At 27.9% G+C, this 22,504-nt stretch carries 23 protein-coding genes and 1 pseudogene; all 24 read left to right on the top strand.

Annotated features, from left to right (window positions below; translation table 11 throughout):
- The first annotated feature begins 97 nt into the window (after positions 1 to 97).
- The 24 genes and pseudogenes from L3B96_RS08215 (at position 98) to L3B96_RS08095 (ending at position 22,244) form a co-directional block, all read left to right on the top strand.
- The gene (locus L3B96_RS08215) at positions 98 to 343 is read left to right on the top strand and encodes a hypothetical protein (RefSeq protein WP_238860191.1); all 246 of its coding nucleotides are present in this window, start codon (positions 98 to 100) and stop codon (positions 341 to 343) included.
- A 92-nt stretch (positions 344 to 435) separates the two neighbouring features.
- Positions 436 to 1,329: an AraC family transcriptional regulator gene (locus L3B96_RS08210; protein ID WP_238860189.1), complete on the top strand. Its 894-nt coding sequence runs from the start codon at positions 436 to 438 to the stop codon at positions 1,327 to 1,329.
- Complete coding sequence (locus tag L3B96_RS08205) at positions 1,302 to 1,517, top strand: hypothetical protein (RefSeq protein ID WP_238860187.1); 216 nt, start codon at positions 1,302 to 1,304, stop codon at positions 1,515 to 1,517. Before L3B96_RS08210 ends, L3B96_RS08205 begins: the two co-directional genes overlap by 28 nt.
- A 416-nt stretch (positions 1,518 to 1,933) precedes the next feature.
- Positions 1,934 to 2,746, top strand: coding sequence for a phage replisome organizer N-terminal domain-containing protein (locus L3B96_RS08200; protein ID WP_238860185.1), 813 nt, complete (start codon positions 1,934 to 1,936; stop codon positions 2,744 to 2,746).
- Between the two features lie 14 nt (positions 2,747 to 2,760).
- A pseudogene (locus L3B96_RS08195) lies at positions 2,761 to 3,054 on the top strand (hypothetical protein); the annotation flags it as partial.
- A 396-nt stretch (positions 3,055 to 3,450) separates the two neighbouring features.
- On the top strand, positions 3,451 to 3,864 hold the full coding sequence (locus L3B96_RS08185; protein WP_238860182.1) for a hypothetical protein: 414 nt from the start codon (positions 3,451 to 3,453) through the stop codon (positions 3,862 to 3,864).
- The gene (locus tag L3B96_RS08180) at positions 3,845 to 4,339 is read left to right on the top strand and encodes an HNH endonuclease domain-containing protein (RefSeq protein ID WP_238860180.1); all 495 of its coding nucleotides are present in this window, start codon (positions 3,845 to 3,847) and stop codon (positions 4,337 to 4,339) included. Before L3B96_RS08185 ends, L3B96_RS08180 begins: the two co-directional genes overlap by 20 nt.
- A gap of 15 nt (positions 4,340 to 4,354) precedes the next feature.
- On the top strand, positions 4,355 to 4,786 hold the full coding sequence (locus L3B96_RS08175) for a hypothetical protein (RefSeq protein WP_238860178.1): 432 nt from the start codon (positions 4,355 to 4,357) through the stop codon (positions 4,784 to 4,786).
- Positions 4,787 to 4,814: 28 nt separating this feature from the next.
- Positions 4,815 to 5,951, top strand: coding sequence for an ATP-grasp domain-containing protein (locus L3B96_RS08170; RefSeq protein ID WP_238860176.1), 1,137 nt, complete (start codon positions 4,815 to 4,817; stop codon positions 5,949 to 5,951).
- A gap of 161 nt (positions 5,952 to 6,112) precedes the next feature.
- Positions 6,113 to 6,484, top strand: a complete 372-nt coding sequence (locus L3B96_RS08165) for a hypothetical protein (protein ID WP_238860174.1) — start codon at positions 6,113 to 6,115, stop codon at positions 6,482 to 6,484.
- A gap of 135 nt (positions 6,485 to 6,619) precedes the next feature.
- Complete coding sequence (locus L3B96_RS08160; RefSeq protein WP_238860172.1) at positions 6,620 to 7,324, top strand: hypothetical protein; 705 nt, start codon at positions 6,620 to 6,622, stop codon at positions 7,322 to 7,324.
- A gap of 180 nt (positions 7,325 to 7,504) precedes the next feature.
- Positions 7,505 to 7,930 carry a DUF4258 domain-containing protein gene (locus L3B96_RS08155; RefSeq protein ID WP_238860170.1) on the top strand — a complete coding sequence of 142 codons (426 nt, stop codon included), beginning with the start codon at positions 7,505 to 7,507 and terminating at the stop codon, positions 7,928 to 7,930.
- A 246-nt stretch (positions 7,931 to 8,176) separates the two neighbouring features.
- Positions 8,177 to 10,159 (top strand): AAA family ATPase, encoded by a 1,983-nt coding sequence (locus L3B96_RS08150; protein ID WP_238860168.1) that lies wholly within the window; start codon positions 8,177 to 8,179, stop codon positions 10,157 to 10,159.
- A gap of 4 nt (positions 10,160 to 10,163) precedes the next feature.
- Positions 10,164 to 11,426: an McrC family protein gene (locus L3B96_RS08145; protein WP_238860166.1), complete on the top strand. Its 1,263-nt coding sequence runs from the start codon at positions 10,164 to 10,166 to the stop codon at positions 11,424 to 11,426.
- Positions 11,427 to 11,676: 250 nt separating this feature from the next.
- Complete coding sequence (locus L3B96_RS08140; RefSeq protein ID WP_238860164.1) at positions 11,677 to 12,630, top strand: WYL domain-containing transcriptional regulator; 954 nt, start codon at positions 11,677 to 11,679, stop codon at positions 12,628 to 12,630.
- 59 nt (positions 12,631 to 12,689) lie between these two features.
- Complete coding sequence (locus L3B96_RS08135) at positions 12,690 to 13,022, top strand: hypothetical protein (RefSeq protein WP_238860162.1); 333 nt, start codon at positions 12,690 to 12,692, stop codon at positions 13,020 to 13,022.
- Positions 13,023 to 13,055: 33 nt separating this feature from the next.
- Positions 13,056 to 14,381 (top strand): hypothetical protein, encoded by a 1,326-nt coding sequence (locus L3B96_RS08130; RefSeq protein ID WP_238860160.1) that lies wholly within the window; start codon positions 13,056 to 13,058, stop codon positions 14,379 to 14,381.
- Positions 14,365 to 16,272 carry a hypothetical protein gene (locus L3B96_RS08125; protein WP_238860158.1) on the top strand — a complete coding sequence of 636 codons (1,908 nt, stop codon included), beginning with the start codon at positions 14,365 to 14,367 and terminating at the stop codon, positions 16,270 to 16,272. The genes L3B96_RS08130 and L3B96_RS08125 overlap by 17 nt, the downstream gene beginning before the upstream one ends.
- Positions 16,273 to 16,275: 3 nt before the next feature.
- A complete protein-coding gene (locus L3B96_RS08120) occupies positions 16,276 to 19,083 on the top strand; it encodes an SNF2-related protein (protein ID WP_238860157.1) in 2,808 nt (935 codons plus the stop codon).
- A 15-nt stretch (positions 19,084 to 19,098) separates the two neighbouring features.
- Positions 19,099 to 19,365, top strand: a complete 267-nt coding sequence (locus tag L3B96_RS08115) for a hypothetical protein (protein ID WP_238860155.1) — start codon at positions 19,099 to 19,101, stop codon at positions 19,363 to 19,365.
- Positions 19,311 to 19,631 (top strand): hypothetical protein, encoded by a 321-nt coding sequence (locus L3B96_RS08110; protein ID WP_238860153.1) that lies wholly within the window; start codon positions 19,311 to 19,313, stop codon positions 19,629 to 19,631. The genes L3B96_RS08115 and L3B96_RS08110 overlap by 55 nt, the downstream gene beginning before the upstream one ends.
- Before the next feature lie 549 nt (positions 19,632 to 20,180).
- A complete protein-coding gene (locus L3B96_RS08105; protein WP_238860151.1) occupies positions 20,181 to 20,612 on the top strand; it encodes a winged helix-turn-helix domain-containing protein in 432 nt (143 codons plus the stop codon).
- 126 nt (positions 20,613 to 20,738) lie between these two features.
- Positions 20,739 to 21,410, top strand: coding sequence for a hypothetical protein (locus tag L3B96_RS08100; protein ID WP_238860149.1), 672 nt, complete (start codon positions 20,739 to 20,741; stop codon positions 21,408 to 21,410).
- A 144-nt stretch (positions 21,411 to 21,554) separates the two neighbouring features.
- Complete coding sequence (locus L3B96_RS08095) at positions 21,555 to 22,244, top strand: hypothetical protein (RefSeq protein ID WP_238860147.1); 690 nt, start codon at positions 21,555 to 21,557, stop codon at positions 22,242 to 22,244.
- Positions 22,245 to 22,504 lie beyond the last annotated feature (260 nt).

Below are 22,504 nucleotides of genomic sequence, written 5' to 3'. Positions count from 1 at the left end.
TAAATAGGATGTATTTAGATAAGAGTTTATGTAATGTAAGCTCTTATTTTTATGGTAGAATGTATTTATATTGTATTTTGTTGGGTGGAATTAAATTATGAAATATAAATATGAATTTAGTTTTATAGAACTAGCAAATGATAATAAACGTTTAGTTATTAATCTGCCTAAAGAAATTGAATTAGTGGAAGCATTCCTATTTCAAATGTGCAAAAATGAAAAATGGTTTATTGATGGTATCATGAATGTCTTATCTGGTAGTAATCAATATGAGGAAAGGGATGGGGAATTCTATGGTTTAGAGATTAGAAAAGATTTTACTAGAATACATGATGTTTTTTAACAAAAAGAACATACAGGACAAAATACTGCAAACTAGGACAGGAATATTCTTACAAGGAATTTTATAATACATAGTGAAAGGGGAGAGGATAGATGAGTTTTGGAAAGTCATTACAAAGCGCAATTGATTATATGGAGAGTCATCTCCTAGAGAAGATCAATTACGAAAATGTAGCAAAAGAAGTGCATATGTCATGTTACAATTTTCATAGAATATTCAGCTTAATGGCTGGAATAACAGCAAATGAGTACATTCGTAATAGAAAGTTATCACTAGCAGGACAAGAATTACAGCTAACTGACAGTAAGATTATTGATGTTGCCTTTAAGTATGGTTATGAAACACCAGAAAGTTTTGCAAAAGCTTTTTATCGGTTTCATGGTGTATCACCAAAGTTAGCTAAAAGAAAAGGAACTCAACTCTGTCTCTTTAACCCTTTAGCCATTAAAATTATATTGGAAGGCGGAAACACTATGAATTATAGGATTGAAGAAACAGGCAAACAAAGATTTATTGCAAAGGTACGAGCATTTAATAATGAAATTATGAATGAGGCTGGCAATCATGACATTCCTGATTTTTGGGGTGAATGTCATAAAGAACATTTAGTAGAAGAAATTAGGAATATGAGGCCAGATGGTAAAAAAGATTTATATGGTCTATGCAGCCCTACCAAAAAGAATGAAACAACTTTTGATTATGGAATTGGAGTACTTATTGATGAAGATACTCATATAGATAATGAAGAAGCAATGCTTAAAAAAGGTTACCGTATATGGGAAGTTGACTCGGCAACATATGTGGTTTTTAAATGCTATGGTAATAATGGTGATTGTATCAGTGAAATGTGGAGTAGATTTTTTAAAGAATTCTTACCACAGTCTGACTATGAACAGACAGAAGACACTGACTATGAGATTTATCTCGATGAAGGGGAGCCAGGTTTATTTTGTGAATTGTGGATTCCTGTAATGAGAGCATCATAATAGATGAGGAATATGTGCAGCAACTTAAGCAAAGCATTGAGGCGCAGAAGAAACTTATTGAGAAAAGAAAAAAACTAAGAGAAGAAAAATTGATGATTAACATATATGATGATTATGAATATATGTTTTGGGAGCTTGAAGATGAGGCGCAAGGAAAGTCTATGGAGAATAAAGAAGTACCATTTTAGAGCTTATGGAAATAAGCTCTTATTTTATGGCGAAATATACTTATAATATAGATTAATTAACACTTTTGCGTGTTTATAAAGATTAGATTTATATAAAAAACGATGAAAAAATACAGCAAGGTTTGCTATTTAGCTTAAGAGGAAGTGATTCGAATCATTAAAAGATGTGAATGGGTAACCATAGAAGAATTAGAAAAGTATTCTGATTATTATGAATGGATTGATGTTTGTAAAGGTTAGAACAATTAAAGTAATTAATAATTTTAAAATTGATTTCAGAGGTTAAAATGAAAAATACAATCTTTTAGAAGCTAAATTATAGGAAGAATAAAATAATTTTTAATTTATATTAGTAACTTTCATTTTTAAACATATATCCTATATAGATAAATTATTTATATAGGAGCGTGTTAAAAATGAGAGAAAGAAAATGTGTTAAATTTAATGTGAATATGTATGAGGATACAAAGTTCAAAATAATAGATAGAATGGAAAAAAGAGATCTTATAAATTATGTTTGGACTAGGCTTGTGGTTCTTGCCGGAAAGGTCAATTTAGAAGGAGAATTATTTTTATCTAGAAATATACCATATACTCTAGAGACTTTGGCTATAGAGTTCAATAGAGAAGTATCTGAAATAGAATTAGCTATAAAAACTTTTATAGACTTAGAAATGGTTGAATTTACTCAAGATAAAATATATAAAGTAAAAAACTTTGTAAAGCATCAAAATATTAAAACAAAAGAAAAAGTTCAAAATAAACATAAGGCAGAAGAAGTTGAAATTAGCGAGAAGAAACAGCTAAGCAGCAGCTGTATAGAGAATATCAATGTGGAGAGTGAGAATAAACATAAGGATAATAAAGTAATTGATATAAAAGATAATATTGCAAATAAAAATGTCACTACTGCTGATAATAAAAGCTGTATGGAAACAAGTACAAGTGTACATTTAAACAGCTGTAATAAAAATGTAACGGAAGTAGATAATGAAGCCACTCAGAAATTAAATATGGAAAAATACAAAAGTAAAGATCATTTATCCAATGAGATAGTAACTACATTAGAGAAGAAAGCGGTAAAAAATAAAAGTAAGCCTAAGAAAAAAGAGAAGATTAATGAAATTAGTGTTGTTGATGAAGTAGAAAATGATGATCTGATGAAGATTACTGAAGGGGAGCCGGTAATAGGAAAAGATGAGGAGATTGTTTTGGCATTTAGCTTTTAACAGAAGGAAAAACTTCAAGTATATTTAATACTCCATGTAGGCAAGCTGTGTATGCTGAAAACTACACAAAAGATATTGAAGAAAATAAAGCAAATTTAGAAGTAAGCTTAAGTCCATTATCTTATGGAATATGTGGCAAAATCCCTGAAATAGATGATGTTATAGATGCATTATGTTTAGCAATTACAGGAGTTATTGGATTAGAAAATGGATCTGAAACAATATCTGAGGTGCCTATGGACGATAAAAGAGGGATAAAAATGCAAATGGTTTATGGTAAATTAAGTAAATATAATAAAATAAATTAAAATAATGAAAAAATATACAATAAATTAATAAGAAATAAAATATCAGACATAATAAAAGCAGATGGCCGCGAATGCAATACTTCAAGTTTAGCTGGAGATGAAAAATACAAACTTTTAAAAGCTAAATTGCAAGAAGAAGTTAATAAATTTTTAGAGGATAAGAATTAGCTGATGTAATGTAAGTATTGTTTAGGTTTGTAAATAGTTTAGGTTAAAGTAAATAGGATCTTTTTAAGTCTAGAGATTAAGAAGAGACAGAAACGAAGGAGATTTAGGAAAGGGATTGGACTTGAAACTATTGAGTAAATAATTGGATTAAAATGATAGTTTATGTAGAGTAAAGTCTTATTTTAATGTTAGAATGTAGATAGATTGTATTAAAATGGGTGAGGTTGAATGGATAAAGTATATATGCCACAAGAAACTATAATATTTCCAAAAGAAATATGTGAAGTCCCTTATAGTAATGAAGTTGATTATGCTGCGTTTTCTAGAGCACTTAGAGATGATAAGGTTGTAGCAAGTTATAAGATGTATTGGCTGCTGGCTTTATTAGATGAAATTTCTTTGGATAATTTTGAAATAGAATTTAGGACTCTAATCTGTAAAATGGTAGTAAAAGCTTGGTATCCTCTTTTGAAATATAAGTTAAGTTGTGGATTATGTGATAATTTAGCAAAAGTAGCTACTTACATTTCAGATACATATAACTTGGAAAGCAATTATGATGAACGTAAGCTCTTTGATTTTATATATTCATCACAAGATAAAACATTAAATAAAATGCTTAATGAAATTAGAAGCTTCTAAAAATAGAGACTTGAGAGAGCAGACAAAGATATGGAAGCAAGTTATTGAACAAAGGCATATAACTGACTTATATACAGGCTTAGATTTCACAGAAAGAAATTATAATGATTATGGAGTTTTAAGCATAGATCACTTTATACCTTGGAGCTTTGTACTTCATGATCAAATGTGGAATTTGGTACCTACTTTTAAGAATATAAATAGTAAGAAAAGTGATAATTTACTACAATATGATACATATATTGATAGGTTTTGTGAAATGCAATACGAAGTCTTTTGCTTTGTGGTTGATGAAAACAGAAAAAATCAACTCGAAGAATATGGACAAGTGCTTAAGGTTGATAATCTTAGGAAGTTTAAAAAAGAAAATGGTGAAGAGGAATTCGTTAGGAGAATGAAACAGGAGATTGGGCCGGTTTATGGAGTAGCGGTTAATCAGGGGTTTGGTGTTTTGGCGAAATTTATTATAAATTAGTGTTGGAGTGAATTCATGGGGAGCAAGTGTTATACGAAATTTGGAATGAGAGCAAGTGGTGAATTAAGATTTGAGATCAATTGCAATTTGGCTACGAAAGAATTATCATATATATTTGAAAATTGTATAGATGAGGATATAAATTGCATTGCAATACAGTTAACTTATGATGACATAGAATTGATGAAACCATACATAAATGTAGATGATTTTGAAATATATAGAAATGTATCAAGACACGTATCTAGCGATATGGCATTACTATTGTACTTAGATGGCTGGACAATGGAGTTTGAGGGAATTTCAGAATCTGAAATTCCAATTATAAGACTGTCTAGTGATTATTATGGGTATGACATGCAACCTCCTGTAGAAAAATTATATAAATTTTTAGTAGATGAATATTTATCTAAAAATAAAATATATAGAAATTATTATGGTAAGTGATTAAATATTTATGAGAGGAAATAAAGGAATGGAGAATACGTTTATTATTAAAGTTGAATATGAGTTTTACATTAAAGGGCGTGGAACTGTTATAGTTGGACAATATAAAGGGCCAATAAGAGTTGGTGAGGAATTAGTATCTTTAAATGGGGAAAAGATTAAAATTTTAGATATGGAATTATTTAAACCTTGCTTTGTAGATAAATGTAATAATATAGGGTTGCTAATTAGTAAAAATGATTGCACAAAATTGGAGCTTATAGGCAAAGTTTTCTTTAATACATATAATACTTCTTTCTTATTTTGTAGTGACCCGCTTAATAAGAAAAAACCAGATATTGATTATGCGGAAGAATATGAAGAAGCTAAAGCAAGTGGGTTTGATGTACTTTTATTTACTTATGAAGATTTAATAGAGTTTGGTAAAGTAAATGTGCCATTAAGTGAAAAAAATTGCAAAGTAATTTATAGAGGGTGGATGCTTAAACCTAAAAATTACGAATGTCTTTATAAGAAGCTTGCAAAGAAGAATTATTATCTTATTAACAATCCAGAAGAATATGTAAATACACATTACTTGCCTAAATGGTACAAGCATCTAGAAGGACTTACACCTAAAACAAAATGGAGTAATAGTGCACCAAATAAAGAAGAGACAATAGATATTTTAAAGGACTTTGGTGATGAACCAGTAATAGTTAAAGATTATGTAAAGTCTCGTAAACATGAATGGTATAAAAGCTGCTACATTGAAAATGCAGCAGCGACAGATAAGGCATTACAAGTAGTTGATAATTTTATTAATGGTCAAGGAGAAGATTTAAACCAAGGAATAGTATTAAGAGAATTTGTTAATCTAGAATCAATTGGATTTCATGAAAAGAGTGGAATGCCTATTTCTAATGAATTCAGATTGTTTATATATAATTACAAAGTAATTTGTACAATAGGGTATTGGGATGGAAAAGGAATAAATGAGTACCCTGAGTTTGTAAATGAAATTTCAGAAAAACTTAAGAACGTAAAAAGCAATTTCTTTACAGTTGATATAGCTAAAAAAACTAATAGAGAATGGATTATTATGGAACTAGGAGATGGACAAGTTTCTGGGTTGCAGGATTATGAAGTGAAGGGATTTTATAAGAACTTGATTAATTGTTTGTAAATTCAGTAGTATCTTTATAATTTAAATTTTGAAAATTAATAAAGAACTATCAGAGATATAAGATGCAGGACAAATGAAATTTATTTTATAAAGATAGATTTGGAGATAAGATTATTAATACTAAATATTATGATGGATATGAAGGTGAACACAGAATTGTATTGTATCTGCATTTCAAAGACAAAGAAATATATGAATTAAGTATTTGGAATGGATATTTCGAGCCTATGCTGCAGGCAATAATGATAGCGGAGATTGATAAGAGGGGTATTTTATATGACAAGGGAGTAGTATTAGAATGGAACATGTATACGGGTTGGTGCGATGTTTATTCTGATAAAAATAAAATACATGACATAGATAAAATGATTGAAGAATTTTCACTTTTTGATAGCAGTAATTTAGCTAGAACAGATTATAAGAATCTAGATGATAAATGGATAAAAGAAATAGAAGATATGCAAGCATTAATTTTATTATTATTAAAAAGAGCAAGATATGAAAAATGTGATGTGTATATTGAGGATGATTAAATAAGAAAATAAATTTAGGATTTATTTCTATAATTTTATCATAAAGCAGGATCTTGAATTGTATATTGATTGTGGATTTATACTTTTGAATAAGTTTTTAATAGATAAAGTTTTGATAGTTTGGAGGAAAAATAGATGAGTAATACATCAAAAGGTGAAGGGAAAAAAGGCAGCAAGTATTGGATGCAGCTATTAGCAAATTTAGAAGGTGGAAAAGGATTAACAAAAGAGATACAGAAAAAAGATTCAACTATAGGAAATATTACTTGGATTTCACCATTAAAAGAATACAATTATGAAGAATATAAATTAAATAACAATAGTCCTAATCTTAGCGTTCTAGGCATATGTAAAAAGGACATGGACTTTTGGCCAGCTGGACAACCTCAGTGGGATGCAATTGGATTTGTTGAATCTGAGCCTAAAACTATTATATTAGTAGAAGCAAAAGCTCATCTTGATGAAATGAATAGCTCATGTACAGCTAAAAGTGATGAAAGCAAGGAGTTAATAGAGATCACTTTAGAAGAAATTTATAAAAATTTAAGTCATAATAAAGATAAAAAGTTTGATAAGTATATATGGATGGAAAAGCATTATCAGCTGGGGAATAGATTAGCCTTTTTATATAAGCTTAAGGAGAAAGGTTATGATGTTAAGTTAGTATTACTTAATATTGTTAATGATCCAACGTGGGGAGATAAAAAAGCTTCAGAAATGGAATGGACTCAGCATTATGATGATATTTTTACAGAACTTTTAGGAAGTAAAGAACTACCTGAGGATGTTATTGTTTTAAATTTAGATAATATAAATGAATTACCATTAAGTGAATTTTAAACAGCACAGATTAACTAGATTTTTATTGATAATAAATTTTAAAATTAAATATAACAGAGTGAGATTTTATTTCATCCTACTATGATAAGCTATTATTAAAGGATATACTATAGAACAAAATTTTAATATTTTGATATGATAGTTTTTAATAAATTTATATTGCATAAGGATGGGATATTTATGGAGTACTACTTTAAAGATAAACTTAAGTTTTTTAAATTAGTTGGAAAATTACATAAGAGGATAATTTTATACAGTGCTAATTATAAAAAGCATATCAAAGTTAGATATCCAGAAATAACAATGAAGAAGATTGAAGAAATTTTAAATTCTCCTGATTATATATTTAAATCTTCTAGAAGCAGTAAAATGTATTACCATGAAAAGACTATTAAAAATGACAATTACAGAGTAGTTATTGAGACTTATAAGAAACATGTTAAACAAGTAGTTACTGCATATAATATTACAGCAAAAGAAGACTTTACAGTGAAGCATGTGTATTGTGTGTATGATAAGAACACATTTATAGATTATGATGATATAGAAAAAGAATTTGAAGAGGATAAAAGGTACTTTTATGAATTATTTAATATAGCTGAGTAATGAATTAGAAGATATGAACAACTGTATGGAAAATTTAAATTATTTCAATAATCTAAGACTATAGGACTTCTAGAGAGGTAATACTTTTTAGCGTTCTTGAAATGCTGCTTAGAATATGTTCATAGTATTGCAGCATATGCGAGGAAAAGCAACAGAAATAATAGATGTTTATGCTACAATATAACTATAATGTATATCAAAAGAAATTAAATTTGAATTCATAATAAGAGTATGAGGGGAATTTATATGGATAAGATTTTTGGTAAAATACCAAACAGAATATTAAATAATCAAGAAGTAAGTAAAATGATAGATTATTTAAATGAAGCACTAAAAGATATAGAAATTGTTGTATTAGAAAGAATAAATAATTCTGAAAAGGACGCTTTTATTGCTGAACCTAAGGAAATATACGAAGAAAATTTAAGAAGAGAAAAGAATGGGGAAAAAATCATCAGAGAAAAAAACGTAATAACTTGCTGGGAATACATGAATTCTATTACTATAACTATAAAGCCAAATTTACAGCCTAAAAAGTTTTTTAGTTTGTCACAGTTAGAAGAAGAAAAGATACATGAACTAATTTTGAAAAAATACAATAATTTATTAGGCAAGGATGATTTAAACTCTGAAGCACATAAATTAGAAAATTTAAAGACAAGAGAAATTAAAATTGTTGAAAGTGAAGGCGAATCAATTATGAAGGATGATAGTAAAAATATAATATTATACGGGCCTCCTGGAACAGGGAAGACTTTCAATGTAGTAAATAAAGCATTAGAAATAATTAATCCTATAAGATATAGCGAGCTGATGAGAAACAATTGTAGCAGAGAAGAATTAAGTAATGAATTTAATAAACTGCTTGAAATAGGACAAATATCATTTTGTACTTTTCATCAATCATATTCATATGAAGATTTTGTTGAAGGATTAAGAAGTGATGATGAAGGAAATGGGTTTGTTCCAAAGGATGGAATCTTTAAGCAGATCTGCAAAACTGCATCTGAAAAAATTGAAAAACGTGGTTCAAAATATGAATTTGAAGAAGAGAATATCAATTTTTATAAAATGTCACTGGGAAGCAAAGATGGGGATTACGATATATATAAATATTGCATAGATAATGACTGCATAGCCCTAGGTAAAGGCGGAGATGTAGACTATAAAAACTGCAGTAATAAAGAAGAGATAAAAAATGAATATTTAAAACAATATCCATCAGCTAAAAGTGATGAGTTTGACATAGATGCTATGAATAGATTTAAGCTTTGGATGGAAAAAGATGATATTGTGATAATATCCTATGGAAACCTTAAAGCTAGAGCTATAGGAAAAGTAACAGGAGATTATTATTATGATCCTAATACAGAGATCTCCTATAGCCATTTTAGAAAGGTTGAATGGCTATATGTAAGTGATGGAATAGATGTAAAAAGAATATTGAATGAGAAGAAATTCTCTCAGCAATCAATATATCAGTTTTATAAAAAGGATTTGAATATTGAAAATATAAAGGACCTTATTTCAGCGACAGAAATAAACAGCGAAGAAAAGAAATATGTTTTGATAATAGATGAAATTAATAGAGGAAACATTTCTAAGATTTTCGGTGAATTAATTACTTTAATCGAAGAAGATAAAAGACTTGGTGAGAAAAATCAAATAAAGGTTACATTGCCGTATTCAAATGAGCCTTTTGGTGTTCCAAGCAATTTATATATTATAGGAACAATGAATACAGCAGATAGATCTATAGCACTTTTGGATACTGCTCTAAGAAGAAGATTTGAATTTATTGAATATATGCCAAATCCAGAATTATTAAGTGAAAATGTTGATGGAATTAATCTTAAAGAACTTTTAAAAGTTATAAATAGAAGAATAGAATTTTTATTTGATAGAGATCACACAATCGGCCATGCTTTCTTTATAAAAGATAATTTAAACTTTGAGGGAATTGTTGAAATTATGAATAAAAAGATTATTCCATTACTTCAAGAATATTTCTATGGAGATTTTGAAAAGATAGAACTTATTTTAGGGGGAGCAGGAAAGCCAGGAGAGAATAATTATTTCATAACTAAAGAAAAAGTAAATCCAAGAAAGTTATTTAATAATGAAAATATTTCAAATGAATATCCTTCACAATATAAATATGCAATAGTAGAAAATCCAAGCAAGGATGCATTTATTAATTTGTATAGTAGTGTTAAGGCTGAGGATTAGTATTATGAAACATATTACTATTTATGAATCCTATAATAATTTAAAAATTAGTGAAAATCATGAATTGAATTCAATAACTAATAAGGAAGCAGATGAACTTTTTAGGTATGTAGAAAAAAATAAGCTAGATAAAGATAACATCGTTTGGACAAGAAATAATATAACATTTATAAATTATGTAGGTTATATAAAATTATCTAATTTTTGCATAGAGATATTGCCTAAAATAAATCTTCACGAAAATAATTATGAAGAAGGAAGAAAGTCATTAATTAATATGCTTCAAAAGTGTGGAATAATAAAAGTGAATTATTCAAAGATAGGGCTTTTAAATATGTATAAAATGAATTTAAACGAGATTTTTGCATATCTTTTTGCTAAAACATTACAAGATGAGTTAGCAAAAGGACCATATCTTGAATATGTTTATTTTGAAGATAATATAGCAGCATTAAAAGGAAAACTATTAGTACAAAAGCATATTAACAATATAGCTGCTCATAGCAGTAGAGCAGCCTGTAGGTTTGAAGAATTTTCTAAAGATAATGTTTTAAATCAATTATTTAATTATTGCATATTAAAATTACTTACTAATGTAAAAAATAACAATACAATAAAAAGTTTACGTCATTCCCTGGCTAATTTGGCTGATGTATCAAATATACAAATTTGTAGTAAAGAAATATTTAACTATAAATTTAATAGACTTAATAGTAGGTTTAAAGAAGCTTTTATATTAGCTAAAATGCTGATTAATGGGTATTCAACTATTGGAAGCAATGGTGCAAATGAATCATTTTCAATATTGTTTAAGATGAATGAAGTTTTTGAAAAGTATATATGCAATCTTTTAACCAACAATATTGAAGAGGGTATTGTTTATCCTCAACATAATAAATATAAGCTTATGATTAAAGAAGATAGTAATAGAAGTATTTTTCAATTAAAACCTGATATTGTCATAGAAAAGGATGGAATGGAAAAAATAATAATAGATACAAAATGGAAAAGAATAGACAGCAGTTACAATAGACATGGAGTTAAAAGAGAAGATCTTTATCAAATGTATGCATATTTAACAAGATATAAAGAGGCTGAAACTGTGATTTTATTATATCCAAAGAATTCTTCAATAAATACTGAGGGTAAAGAATATTTGGAATCATGGTATTTAGATGACATGCCAGATAAAAAGATCAGGGTATATACTGTTGATTTATCTGAAGAAAGTAAAACTATTGATGAATTGAAAAAGATGTTGAATTGATTAGAAGAACAAGCTAAACGTATTTGAAGTAGTTATATTAACAGAGTTGTGGACATGCAATTCCTCAAATTTAAGAAATAATAATTCTAATAGCATTGTTAGTGCAATATATTCTATGAGAGCTTATTTGTGGTAAGCTCTTATTTTTATATGAAAAATATGAAGAATGTTCTGAAATTTGTGATAAAATATATTTAAATGAACTTAAGTTTCACTCTACTATGATATGTTATTAAGGAGAATATAAGTAATGAAACAAAATTTTTGTGAAAATGCTATCAATACATTTATATCTATAAATAATTCTAATGTTCAAGGAAGAACAGAACTAGCAGAGAAATTTGGAGTTTCTGAAAGAACCATAAGCAGCTATGTTAAATACCTAAAAGAAGAATTAGGTGTAGAAATGAGATGGGATAAGAAGAATAAGAAATATGTAATAGAAGATCAAGGCATATTTAAAGAAATAATTAATAATAGTAAGCTTGAACCAATGGATATTTGGTTTATATTGATTATTTTATTAAGATCTCAATATATATTGCCTACTAAAGTTAAAATAATCGAAAAAGAGCTATTCAAATTTGTTGGTGACAAGGAAAAAAAGGAAATGGAAAGGCTATTCTCCTTTGAAAAAAACAATCATATGGATGAATATTATCATGAAGATATTTTGAAAAATATATACAAGGCTTTTATAAATAAGAAGAAAATTAAAATGGTATATAGAAGATCAAGCGTTGATATCAGAGAATATATTTTAGAGCCACAAAACATAACTTTTGATAATGGACTAGTATATCTCATAGCATTAAATGAGAAGAAAGAAGATAGAACTTATAGGCTTGATAGAATAAAACGAATAGAGATTTTAGATGAAGATAAAGAAGAATCTAATTTTTCACTTTCTGATTATCTTTCTAAGTCATGGCATATGTTTGGAGGCATAGACAAAGAAACTAAAGTTGTTGTTAGGTTTAATAAAGAAGCGGCAAAGATAATAAAAGAAAAAGTTGGAGTAAATAAAAGAATAGTTTCTGAAGAAAATGATCATGTTACATATGAATTTTTAACTTATGGAATAGATGGAATTTGTATTGAATTATTAGGCCTAAGGGATGGATTTGAAGTTTTAGAGCCGGTGGGACTTAGGGAGAAGATTTTGGAGATTGGGAAGAGGATTGTTGAGAATCACAGTAATTAAAAAATAATAGATAATTTTATAAAAAGTAAAAACAAAAGAGTTAAGATAGGAGAAACAAAATGAAAAAAATAGCAAGTAATTTGACAAAAGAGCAGATAGCTATGGCAAAAGGATATAGACAATGGTGTAGAGTTGTTGAAGGAGAATTAAGGTTATTTGTTAACGAAAAACAAAAGAGTGATACTGGTATTTTACATAATAAAATAGATTGGAAAAATAATATTGCATATTTATGTATAAATGACTTTGAGTATTCAAAAGGTTTCTACGAAAAAAACAAGGATTATCAAGTTAGAATATTTGTAAAAGCAGATGCTGGTAATTTATACAGTGAATATGCAGTTAAAAGCTGGGATCTTGGAGAAAATAGCTTAGAAGTTATTTTAGTGTAAATTTTAGATTATGGGTGTAAAGAGGGGATTAAAATGGAAGCTTTTAATTTAGCATGGACGAAATATGGGCCATTGGAAGATGAGACAAGCGTATTAGATCCATTGGCGTTTGATTATTTTGCGCAAATTCTTGGAAATGTGGTTTTACCAAGTTTCACAACAAGAACTTCAAGGGCAAGATATTATAGCATGGTTTGCTATGGAATATATATTTCAAAAAAATATTTACAACTAGAAGGTAAACCTTACTATGAAAAAGATGTATTAGAAGTATTTAAATTATATGAAAAATACTGGGCAAGAGCAGTAGTTGAAAATTATCAAGGAAATCTTTTTGAACGTGATGGGAAGGAAAGAGATTTTAGGGGTAAAAGAGGTGCTTTGAAATCTTATGAAAAGAATATAACTACCTTAGGACTTGAATACAAGTTTTTATCAAGACAATTGGAACTTGGAGGGTTAGGTGCTTACAGAACTAGTCTAGAGGCTCTTCTGTTAGTTGATGCATCATTAAATTTAACTCATAAAGGTGAGATGTTAGCTAAGGCTTTTGTTGATACTGCTATATATGACAAATTAGTTTTAAAAGCTATAAGAGATCAAAGTATAGTTATGAAGGAAGGAAGAGGATCAGTAAAATCCTTTGGATATCATGCTAGTCTTGATGGGTTTATAAATTTTGATGAATATCATGAAGAGGAAATGGGTCTATTAAAAGATTATATATTAAATGATGCTAAATCTATTATACCTGTTAGTTATATTTATCATAACTATGATTATGAAAATTCTAATATTATGGAGACCATTAAAGATATATCGAATTCTAACGGAAAAACTGATGAAGAAACTTACATTATTCAAGGATATAAAACCATATTAGCATTTGAAAGACTTGCTATTGTATTCAATAGATTGTGGTGCAATATTATTAAAGCAGCAGAGGAGCAGTTTGGCAGCATTACTATAGATGAGTGTGTACAAGCTTCCAAAGAAATATTAGATGATATCTTTGAAAATAACTATATTGGAAATCTTGTTACAAGACAAAATTATAGCAGCGTATCAGGAAGTTACCATGGAGGAAGTTTTAACATTTTTATATCTAAATATTCTAAAGGCGAAAATGTAAATTATGAATCTTTTATAATGGATTTAATTAAATATCATATTAAAGTTATGGAAAAGAGAAGAAGCGGAGCTTGGGTCGCTATTGATGGAAACAAGATAATTGTTTTAACAGGATATGATTATCCGAAAAAAACTGAAAAATTAGCTTATCTTCATAGTTACAAAATACCTAATATTATAACTTTAATAAATGATTTGAGGTGGGAACCAAATGATGAAGTACACTGATTTTTTTGATTTAGCAGATAATGGTGGGAATAAACCTATTGCAGCAATGCTTATGACTTATGGATTTGATGCTGGATTATTTGAACATCATATTCTTCCAGCTTTTTTAGGAATCATTGATGATCCTAATGAAAATGAATTAAGATTTAGAAATCAAATAGCACTTAGATTAAAAGAAGTGCCTATACTTGTAATTTCAGATGCAAATCAATTTAATGGGGGAAGAACTTTTTTATATGACCATATAGTAGTGGATACTGAAACATTCCATCCAAAATGTTACCTGCTTCTATATAAAGAATTTTTAAGAGTTATAATTTCATCAGCTAATATTACAAAATCAGGTCTTTGTTATAATGCTGAACTTGTGTGGCACTACGATATTTATTTAGATAAAGAATCAACATTGTCAAATGATATAAATGAAATATTATCATTTCTGCAAACAAAATATAATATTCATGATGTTCAAGCTATTAATGAAATTATAAAATATTTAAAGCAAGTTAATAGTATTGAAGGTTTCCCAAAAGTAATATCAACATGTGCTAAAGAGTATGTATTTACAAGAATTATTGAAGAAATAAGAAAGTGCAGCGGAATTTGCAAGTCTATAACAATCATGTCTCCATTCTTTGAAAATGATAGGGAAAAAGCTATGGAAGGCAGTCTTTTAGTTTCATTTTTTAATGAGTTAATAGAGATTTACCATGATATAAAAATTAAGATATGTTTTCCGGCTAGTTTTAATGATTTAGAAAATAAGTATATGGTTAATGCTCCAGTTGGCATTTTTCAAGAATTAGATAATAAATTTAAAAATATAAACTTTTTTGTTGTACCTAAGGAATGGGAAAGAGAAGATGAAGAAGCAGTTCCAAGAACACTGCATGGTAAGCTTATAATGGCTGAATTTGATAATAGATATAATCTTTATTTAACTGGTTCAGTTAATTTTACAAATAATGCAATGAGGTCTAAAATATCTAAACTTAATAATATAGAAATTGGTGTTTTAAATTATACTAAATCTAAGCTTTTTATTCCTGATTGCAGTAAGGTATCTGTTTCAAAGCTTAAGGTAATAGAAAAGGATATAGATGAAAATAAGAAACCATATTTTGTTGAAAGTGCTGTTTTTGATGGTGTGGATTTAACTATTAAATTTAAAGAAGAGCAAATGATCTTGCCATGCGAAATAAAATACAGTGATCATGTGATTTTTAAAGCTATAAAAAAGCAAGATGAGCTTATAATAAATAATTTTTCATTAGAAAAATCACAGGATATAGAAATAGCTTGCAATGAATACAGCTTCTTTGTTCCAATTTTAATTCCCAATAAAGATGAAATTATTACTGAGGATCTTAAGTTAAAATTTGAATTTGATATGAAGGATATTATTGATTACTTAGCAGGAAGATATAGGAGTTTAATTGAACTTGAAAGAATAAAAAAATTAATTAGCCAAATGAAATCAGACAGTAATTTATCAATTAATATTTACTTTAGGCAAAATCTTCAACGTTTTTATAAGGCATTAGCTTCATTAAAAAATGGATTAGAGCAACCATATTATTCAGAGTGTTCGTTTATAAATTATATTAATAATCCAATTGGAATTAAGAATTTATTATCAATGATAATAAGAGATTATAAGAATAACGCTTCAAGTGAAGGAGAAACATTTTTATTTTTGGTTGAAATATTACATATAGTTAAGCATTTAGAATTTGAGGAAGATTGGCTGAAAAGTGAATATAAGCAAAAAGTCCTTATAGACCTAACAGTAGAAGCAGAAAAAATAGTTAAATCCATTGTAAAAGATTCAAAAGGACAATTAAAAAAACAATACCAGCTTATGATAAAAAGTTATGGATTAGAGGGATAAGGTATGGATATAAGAGAATTAGATGAGCTTTTTGACTTATCAAAGAGAATTGATAAAGAATCAGGTAAATTACAAACTAAAACTTGTTCTGCAATTATCTCAATGCTTAAAAACACTCCTGGAATCATATTAGGTGATGATGTTGGAATGGGAAAGACTTACATAGCATTTGCTACAGCTGTATATTATCTTTCTAAATATAGAAATAAACCAGTAATAATTGTCACACCAAGTCATCTATTAAATAATAAATGGTACGAGGATATAAGCAATTTTATAGAGGTAAATTTAAACAAAGGGATTACATTTCTTAAGAAGGAGCACATAGCAAAGATTAATGATAATTCAACATCTTATATAAGTGATATTGCTATAAAAGCAAAAGGAGCTAAGGTATTATTGATTCCAGTTAATGTGTTTTCAACTATGGGAAGAGTATATGAAAAAAGCTTTTTCTTATCTTGCTGGTTTAGGCATAAAAGATTTCATGGAAAAACAAGAGAAAAGGTGCTTAAAGCCTTAGGTGGAGATGAAAGTGTAAGGAATCCTTCGGATTTTTATGACATGGGAATAGCTTATGAGAATATTCCAGATTCGTGGTATGAAAGGTTAGATGAAGCTGATGTAAGTAAAAATATAATAGATAAGGATACTATTGATTACATATGGAGTGAAATAAAAGAATTAAGATATAAGGCAATAAATTCTGTTATCCCTAAATCTTCTTTATTTATTCTTGATGAAGCTCATAAAATAAAAAATGAGTATGCAGTTAAAAGGCAAGCGTTAGAACATTCAATAAAGGGAAAATTCAATAAAGCAATCTTTTTAACAGCCACACCTTTTCAGCTAGATGAAGGTGAACTAAAAGTTATAATGTCTTTATTTGAAAAAGGAAATTCTACTAAAGTTGAAATTGTACAATTTAGAGAAAAAGTAAACAGCTTGTTTTTAGAAATGAGAAAATATATGGAATTAACAAAACAATTTGAAGAGTATGTAAGGAACTTGAGTGCTGGTGATAATCTTTTATTGGAACAGCTAATACTGGGAAATAGCCAAGATGAAATTAGTTATGACGTAGAGGAAACTTACAAGGTTTATAAATCTGTATGTGAGCAAAAGGATATACTCGAAAAAGTAATGAGAACTATTATTGTAAGGAATGTAAAGAAAAAGGATTTATATAGAAAAGAAATTATAGGGGCTTTAGATTCAGAAGAAAAAGAAGGGATTCCTTTATCAAAGGAAGCTTATTTACCATTTGCATTAATGGAAAAAGCAATATATGAAATATTAGATAGAGGTGACAGGACTTTTATAACTAATATTAAACAATCCTTTACTTCATCTTTTGAAACAGCAAGTAAAGCGAGTATTTATGATAAAGATTTACCTTCGTTAAAGATGCTTAGAGATATGGAAATAAATAATATAAAGCATCCTAAGATTAATCATATATCGGGTGATGTGGTTAAATGTCTTAAAAAGGGTGAGAAAACTTTAATATTTTGTAATAGAATTGAGACAGCAAAAGCACTTAAAGATAAAATATCAGATAGACTAAATAAATCTTATGAAAGTGATATTGATAAGTTGTTTCCAAGTAATCTCAAAGGATTTGACAATTATTGCAGAAGGTTTTATAACAAGCAAGATTCTTTATGGTTTTTATTGCAGGAAAATTATATATATTCAGTGCTTATTCCAATAATTGAAGTATGTGGAGAAAAGAAAACTATTTTACCAAAGGCAAGGGAGATAAATAAAGAAGTATCTAATTTATATTCAAGGTATAATTTTGGAGTAAAGGCTAACTATATGTATCTTAAAAGGATAATAGAGCATTTGGTTTTTAAAATAGTATTAGATAAATTGAAGGATTGGAAAAAGAGAATTTCTGAAGAGCAAAAGCAAACAGTAGAAAATATTTTAAATTCTAAGTATGTATCACTTGGCTTAAATTTAGAGCAAGATGATTATGAAATTGATTCTGAAGATGATGAAGTCAAGGAAGAGCTAAGAAATATATCAGATAGAATAATAAATAATATTTTAAATTATAAGGGGATATGGGAAAGATATAGGGAAAACTTAAATAAGCTAAATCCATCAGAACGAGATGAACTTGTATCATCGATGATAAGTTTTCTTAGAAAAGATAAGAGATTTTTTGTTGAACTTAAAAATATAAGTGAAAAATACAAAGATAAGGATGAGACTTTTTGGGTTAATAAAACTTTTAAAAAAGGAGATTTATTAGACTGGGAAAAGGCATATGAAAGATTTATAAATAACTACTTAAATGCTCCAACAGCAACAAGAGAAAACATGAAGCTTGGATTAAAGAGCAGTGATGTAGTAGGAATAGTTATAGGAGGAACAGGAGATGTTTTAAAAGAAAAGTTAAAAGCAGGATTTAATACGCCATTCTATCCTCAAGTATTAATTTCAATTAAAACATTGCAAGAAGGTCTAGATTTGCAAATTGAATGTAAAAGAATAATTCATTATGACCTAGAATGGAATCCAGCATCTTTAGAACAAAGAGTGGGAAGGATAGATAGAATAAACAGTCTTACAGCGAAGTTAAGGGAAGAAGATAAGGATGTTACTTTAGATGTATATTATCCTTATATTAAAAATACAATAGATGAAAGCATATATAAAACAGTTAAGGATAGAGAAAAGTGGTTTAATTTGATTTTAGGGGGAACGCCACAGTGGGATACATTTGAGATAGATCCTGAGGTCAGTAATATTTCGTCGGAAGTTTTTAGGGAGATACAGATTGATTTGAGTGTTAAATAAAGGGATGTTTTGATAATGAAAATTTTGTTTTGTAATATTGCATGGATGGACTATTATAAGGGCGTTACTAAAAAAGACCGTCCTAAAAATGGAGGTTCATGGGTAAAAGATAATGATGATGCACATGAAGCTTATAATTTTGAAACAATGACGTTTGATGGTGATGATACTAAATATTGTTTAGGATTTTTGAAACTAAGACAACTAACGGAGAAAATAGAAATCAATTGCATATTGAAAAAATTCAAGGCTGTGAATTATATAAGGATGAAGATTCAGTAGATTATGTATTAGTTATATGGTGTGCGAAAGATGACTGTGTTGATTTTACTTCAGTAGTTGGTTGGTACAAGCATGCGACTGTATATAGAAACTATGAAACAGTCGCAATGGATTCTGAATATTATCAAAATTATAATGTAATGGCAAAAGCACAAGACTGTGTTTTACTTCCAAGTGGAATTAGACATAGGCGTACATTATGGTATGTTCCAAGAAAAGGTAAGAAAAATAGCCCGTCTTATGGATTTGGGCAGGCTAATGTTTGATTTGCTAATACATTAGAGGATAATCAGAACTTAAATAATTATTTGAAGAAAATTGTTGAGCAGATAGAGGAGTATTGTGGGGAGAATTGGGTGGAAAAGTATCAAAATTAAATTTAAATCTGTTAATGGAAAATTAAAATTAGAGCTAATACTTAGGAATTAGAAAGATAATTGCATAATATGATCGTCAGTGTATATAATAAGGTGACGAAATATTTATAATAGAAGTATCTGTATTTAAGTATAAAACCCCTCGTCTCCACCAAATAAGAACTAGAATTTTAATACAATGCAAAGCCACTGATTTCAGTGGCTTTCAGTGTTTATTAGGACAAACTGTGGCGGAAAATTTTAAGTTTTGAGCTTAGATTTATAGAATTTTACGTTGGATATGCACACCCCTAATGTTTTTGGAATTAGGGGTGTGCATTTTTTGATAGAAAGGCTTTTGTGAGAAAATTAATATATCTAATATTGTATTACAAGAAAAGTTATATTAATATAAAAGTATACTAGTTCTTGCATAGCAAGTTATTTGGAGGAATGAAAATGAGTAGAAAGATATCGATTCAAGATAATAATGAAGAGGTAACAGAATGGCTTAATATACAATCAAATATAAGTGAAAGTGTGACAAAGTTAATAGCAAAAGAAATAGCAAAAGAAAAAGAAAGTGGTGGACTTAAAGATTTAAGTAGTAAAGAAGATATAATACCATCTCAAGCTGATATAATGCAAGCCATACCAAAACTGATAGAAAGCTTAATGACAGAAAAGAATGAAGAACTCATTCATATACAAGAGATATATCAAGCAGTTATTGAAAGATTTAATCTTACTGAAGAAGTAATAAGTGTTAAGAGTGAGATTACAGGGGAAAATAGTTTTCATAAAAAGGTAAGATTTACCTTATTAGCGTTAAAAAATGTAGGAATAATTAGTAATCCTAAACGGGGTTTTTATTCTAGAGCAAGAAATTAAGAAAAAATTTACAAAACGTATAGACTCAATAATAATTATATGATATTATCAATTTAAGCATAGCTGGTAACCAAATAGCTTTGGCTGATAATTAAAAAATATATTATTTTGGGAGGTTAAATTCGAATGAATGAATGGTTAGTTTTAAAAGTAGACTTTGATAATCTTGATGGAGTGATTACCAATAGGACTTATGCAAGCGAAAAAAAGCCAAAAATGTGTAAAAAATTCATTATGTTGTTGGAAAAAGATAAATTAGGGATAAGAGGAGTAGCGATTGGGACCATCAAGAATATAGAACTGATTAATCCAGAAAAAAATAACATTAAATCAATATTTGGACAACCAGATTTGAGGTGGAGATATAAATATGAATTTGAAGAATTTTATGATATAACAAAGAGTTTTAGTTGTATAGATGAAATAATACGAGAGGGTGTAACTAAAAAATATACACAGACTTTCTCATATTATAATGATGATATCAAGCCAGAATTTAAAAACTGGATTGAGAGTAATATGAAGGTTTCTGAATTTATGAAGGCTTGTTTACAAAATAAAGAAGAAGAATTTTTAATAAAGCAAAGATATATTGAAAAGAACCCTGAATATATATGTAGCTTAAAAATAGGAGATAAAATTTATCATAAAGCTTTTGGTAATGGAATAATTAAAAATATTCAAGAAAAGGAGGGGGAGTATGGTGTTGTAACAAATGCAAGAATTAAGGTAGACTTTAACATTGGAACTAAAATTTTATCAGCAAAAGAGAGTGAGAGCTTAATTTTTAAAATATAAAGATAAAAATATATTATAAGAGAAACAAAACAATATTTGTATAAAATAAAAATAATAAATTATTTTGTTTTTAAATTAATTAAAATATATTGTTTTGTTTCTTAAATAATAAGTAGCAATAGAACAATATTTAGGAGGTGTCATATGTGTAATAGTGAGGAAATAAAAAATCAAATAGTTGATAGGATTGCTAGTGAAGTGAAAGAACATCAAAAAAATGAACTCCAAGATTTAACTATAACTAGAGTTAAAGAGATTGCAAAAGAAGTAATTGAAAGTTGTGAAAAAGCAAATGATATGAAAACTAATTATTTAAAAAAGAAATTAGTAGAAAATACAGGAATAGATTACAATAATATATACGATTACTTTGTCAATGAAGCTATTTATAACACTGATTACCAAATATTCGAATTAGAGAATGATAAGAAATTTTTTTTTGTAAGAGAATCATTATTAAGTAATGATCCTAATTATAATGAAAATTTAAAGAAGAAAATTGCAAAGTCAACGCTTTTGGGGATAGATTATATAGCAGATTCAAATAACCATATTTATATTATCAACACTGAAATAGAAAAATTGGACTTATCTAAAGGACAAGGAATATTAATTGAAGAGCTTGATTTTAGACGATTGAGAAATTGTAGAAATCTAATGGAAATTAAATTATCTGATAAGTTGAAAAAAATTCTATATCTAGGTATAACTGAAAGAATGAATAGTAAGCTAAAAATATATTACGATATAGACACCTGTAAAGAATCGCTTAATCAACAAATAGCAAATATAGATGAAGAATGTGAGATATTCATACCTTATAGTTCAACTTAAGTATTATATAATAAAAATTCAAGATGTTTACCAATACTCCACACGCTGAGACAGTTGTTAAGCTATTACGTAAATAGGCTGATATCAAAGGGGTTAGAGCTTTTTTAGAAAATTTCATAATGTGTTTTATATGTTCCACAAAGTTGTTTTGGGGAATTTTGGGGGTTAGTGGGTCTAACTTTTACGCGGAAATAAGAATTCGCTGACTTCATAATGCGGATTCAGTAGTCACGATATGAGGGAAGCTAAATTTTACAAGG

Origin of the sequence: Clostridium sp. YIM B02569, assembly GCF_022320765.1 — a bacterium.
Classification (GTDB): Bacteria; Bacillota; Clostridia; order Clostridiales; family Clostridiaceae; genus Clostridium; species Clostridium beijerinckii.
This window is presented reverse-complemented; position numbering and strand designations above follow the sequence as displayed.

Excerpts from the sequence above, each read along its gene's own strand:
- L3B96_RS08215 (WP_238860191.1), top strand. The coding sequence starts at position 98 with ATGAAATATAAATATGAATTTAGTTTTATAGAACTAGCAAATGATAAT.
- L3B96_RS08210 (WP_238860189.1), top strand. The coding sequence starts at position 436 with ATGAGTTTTGGAAAGTCATTACAAAGCGCAATTGATTATATGGAGAGT.
- L3B96_RS08200 (WP_238860185.1), top strand. The coding sequence starts at position 1,934 with ATGAGAGAAAGAAAATGTGTTAAATTTAATGTGAATATGTATGAGGAT.
- L3B96_RS08185 (WP_238860182.1), top strand. The coding sequence starts at position 3,451 with ATGGATAAAGTATATATGCCACAAGAAACTATAATATTTCCAAAAGAA.
- L3B96_RS08180 (WP_238860180.1), top strand. The coding sequence starts at position 3,845 with ATGAAATTAGAAGCTTCTAAAAATAGAGACTTGAGAGAGCAGACAAAG.
- L3B96_RS08175 (WP_238860178.1), top strand. The coding sequence starts at position 4,355 with ATGGGGAGCAAGTGTTATACGAAATTTGGAATGAGAGCAAGTGGTGAA.
- L3B96_RS08170 (WP_238860176.1), top strand. The coding sequence starts at position 4,815 with ATGGAGAATACGTTTATTATTAAAGTTGAATATGAGTTTTACATTAAA.
- L3B96_RS08160 (WP_238860172.1), top strand. The coding sequence starts at position 6,620 with ATGAGTAATACATCAAAAGGTGAAGGGAAAAAAGGCAGCAAGTATTGG.
- L3B96_RS08155 (WP_238860170.1), top strand. The coding sequence starts at position 7,505 with ATGGAGTACTACTTTAAAGATAAACTTAAGTTTTTTAAATTAGTTGGA.
- L3B96_RS08150 (WP_238860168.1), top strand. The coding sequence starts at position 8,177 with ATGGATAAGATTTTTGGTAAAATACCAAACAGAATATTAAATAATCAA.
- L3B96_RS08145 (WP_238860166.1), top strand. The coding sequence starts at position 10,164 with ATGAAACATATTACTATTTATGAATCCTATAATAATTTAAAAATTAGT.
- L3B96_RS08140 (WP_238860164.1), top strand. The coding sequence starts at position 11,677 with ATGAAACAAAATTTTTGTGAAAATGCTATCAATACATTTATATCTATA.
- L3B96_RS08135 (WP_238860162.1), top strand. The coding sequence starts at position 12,690 with ATGAAAAAAATAGCAAGTAATTTGACAAAAGAGCAGATAGCTATGGCA.
- L3B96_RS08130 (WP_238860160.1), top strand. The coding sequence starts at position 13,056 with ATGGAAGCTTTTAATTTAGCATGGACGAAATATGGGCCATTGGAAGAT.
- L3B96_RS08125 (WP_238860158.1), top strand. The coding sequence starts at position 14,365 with ATGATGAAGTACACTGATTTTTTTGATTTAGCAGATAATGGTGGGAAT.
- L3B96_RS08120 (WP_238860157.1), top strand. The coding sequence starts at position 16,276 with ATGGATATAAGAGAATTAGATGAGCTTTTTGACTTATCAAAGAGAATT.
- L3B96_RS08115 (WP_238860155.1), top strand. The coding sequence starts at position 19,099 with ATGAAAATTTTGTTTTGTAATATTGCATGGATGGACTATTATAAGGGC.
- L3B96_RS08105 (WP_238860151.1), top strand. The coding sequence starts at position 20,181 with ATGAGTAGAAAGATATCGATTCAAGATAATAATGAAGAGGTAACAGAA.
- L3B96_RS08100 (WP_238860149.1), top strand. The coding sequence starts at position 20,739 with ATGAATGAATGGTTAGTTTTAAAAGTAGACTTTGATAATCTTGATGGA.
- L3B96_RS08095 (WP_238860147.1), top strand. The coding sequence starts at position 21,555 with ATGTGTAATAGTGAGGAAATAAAAAATCAAATAGTTGATAGGATTGCT.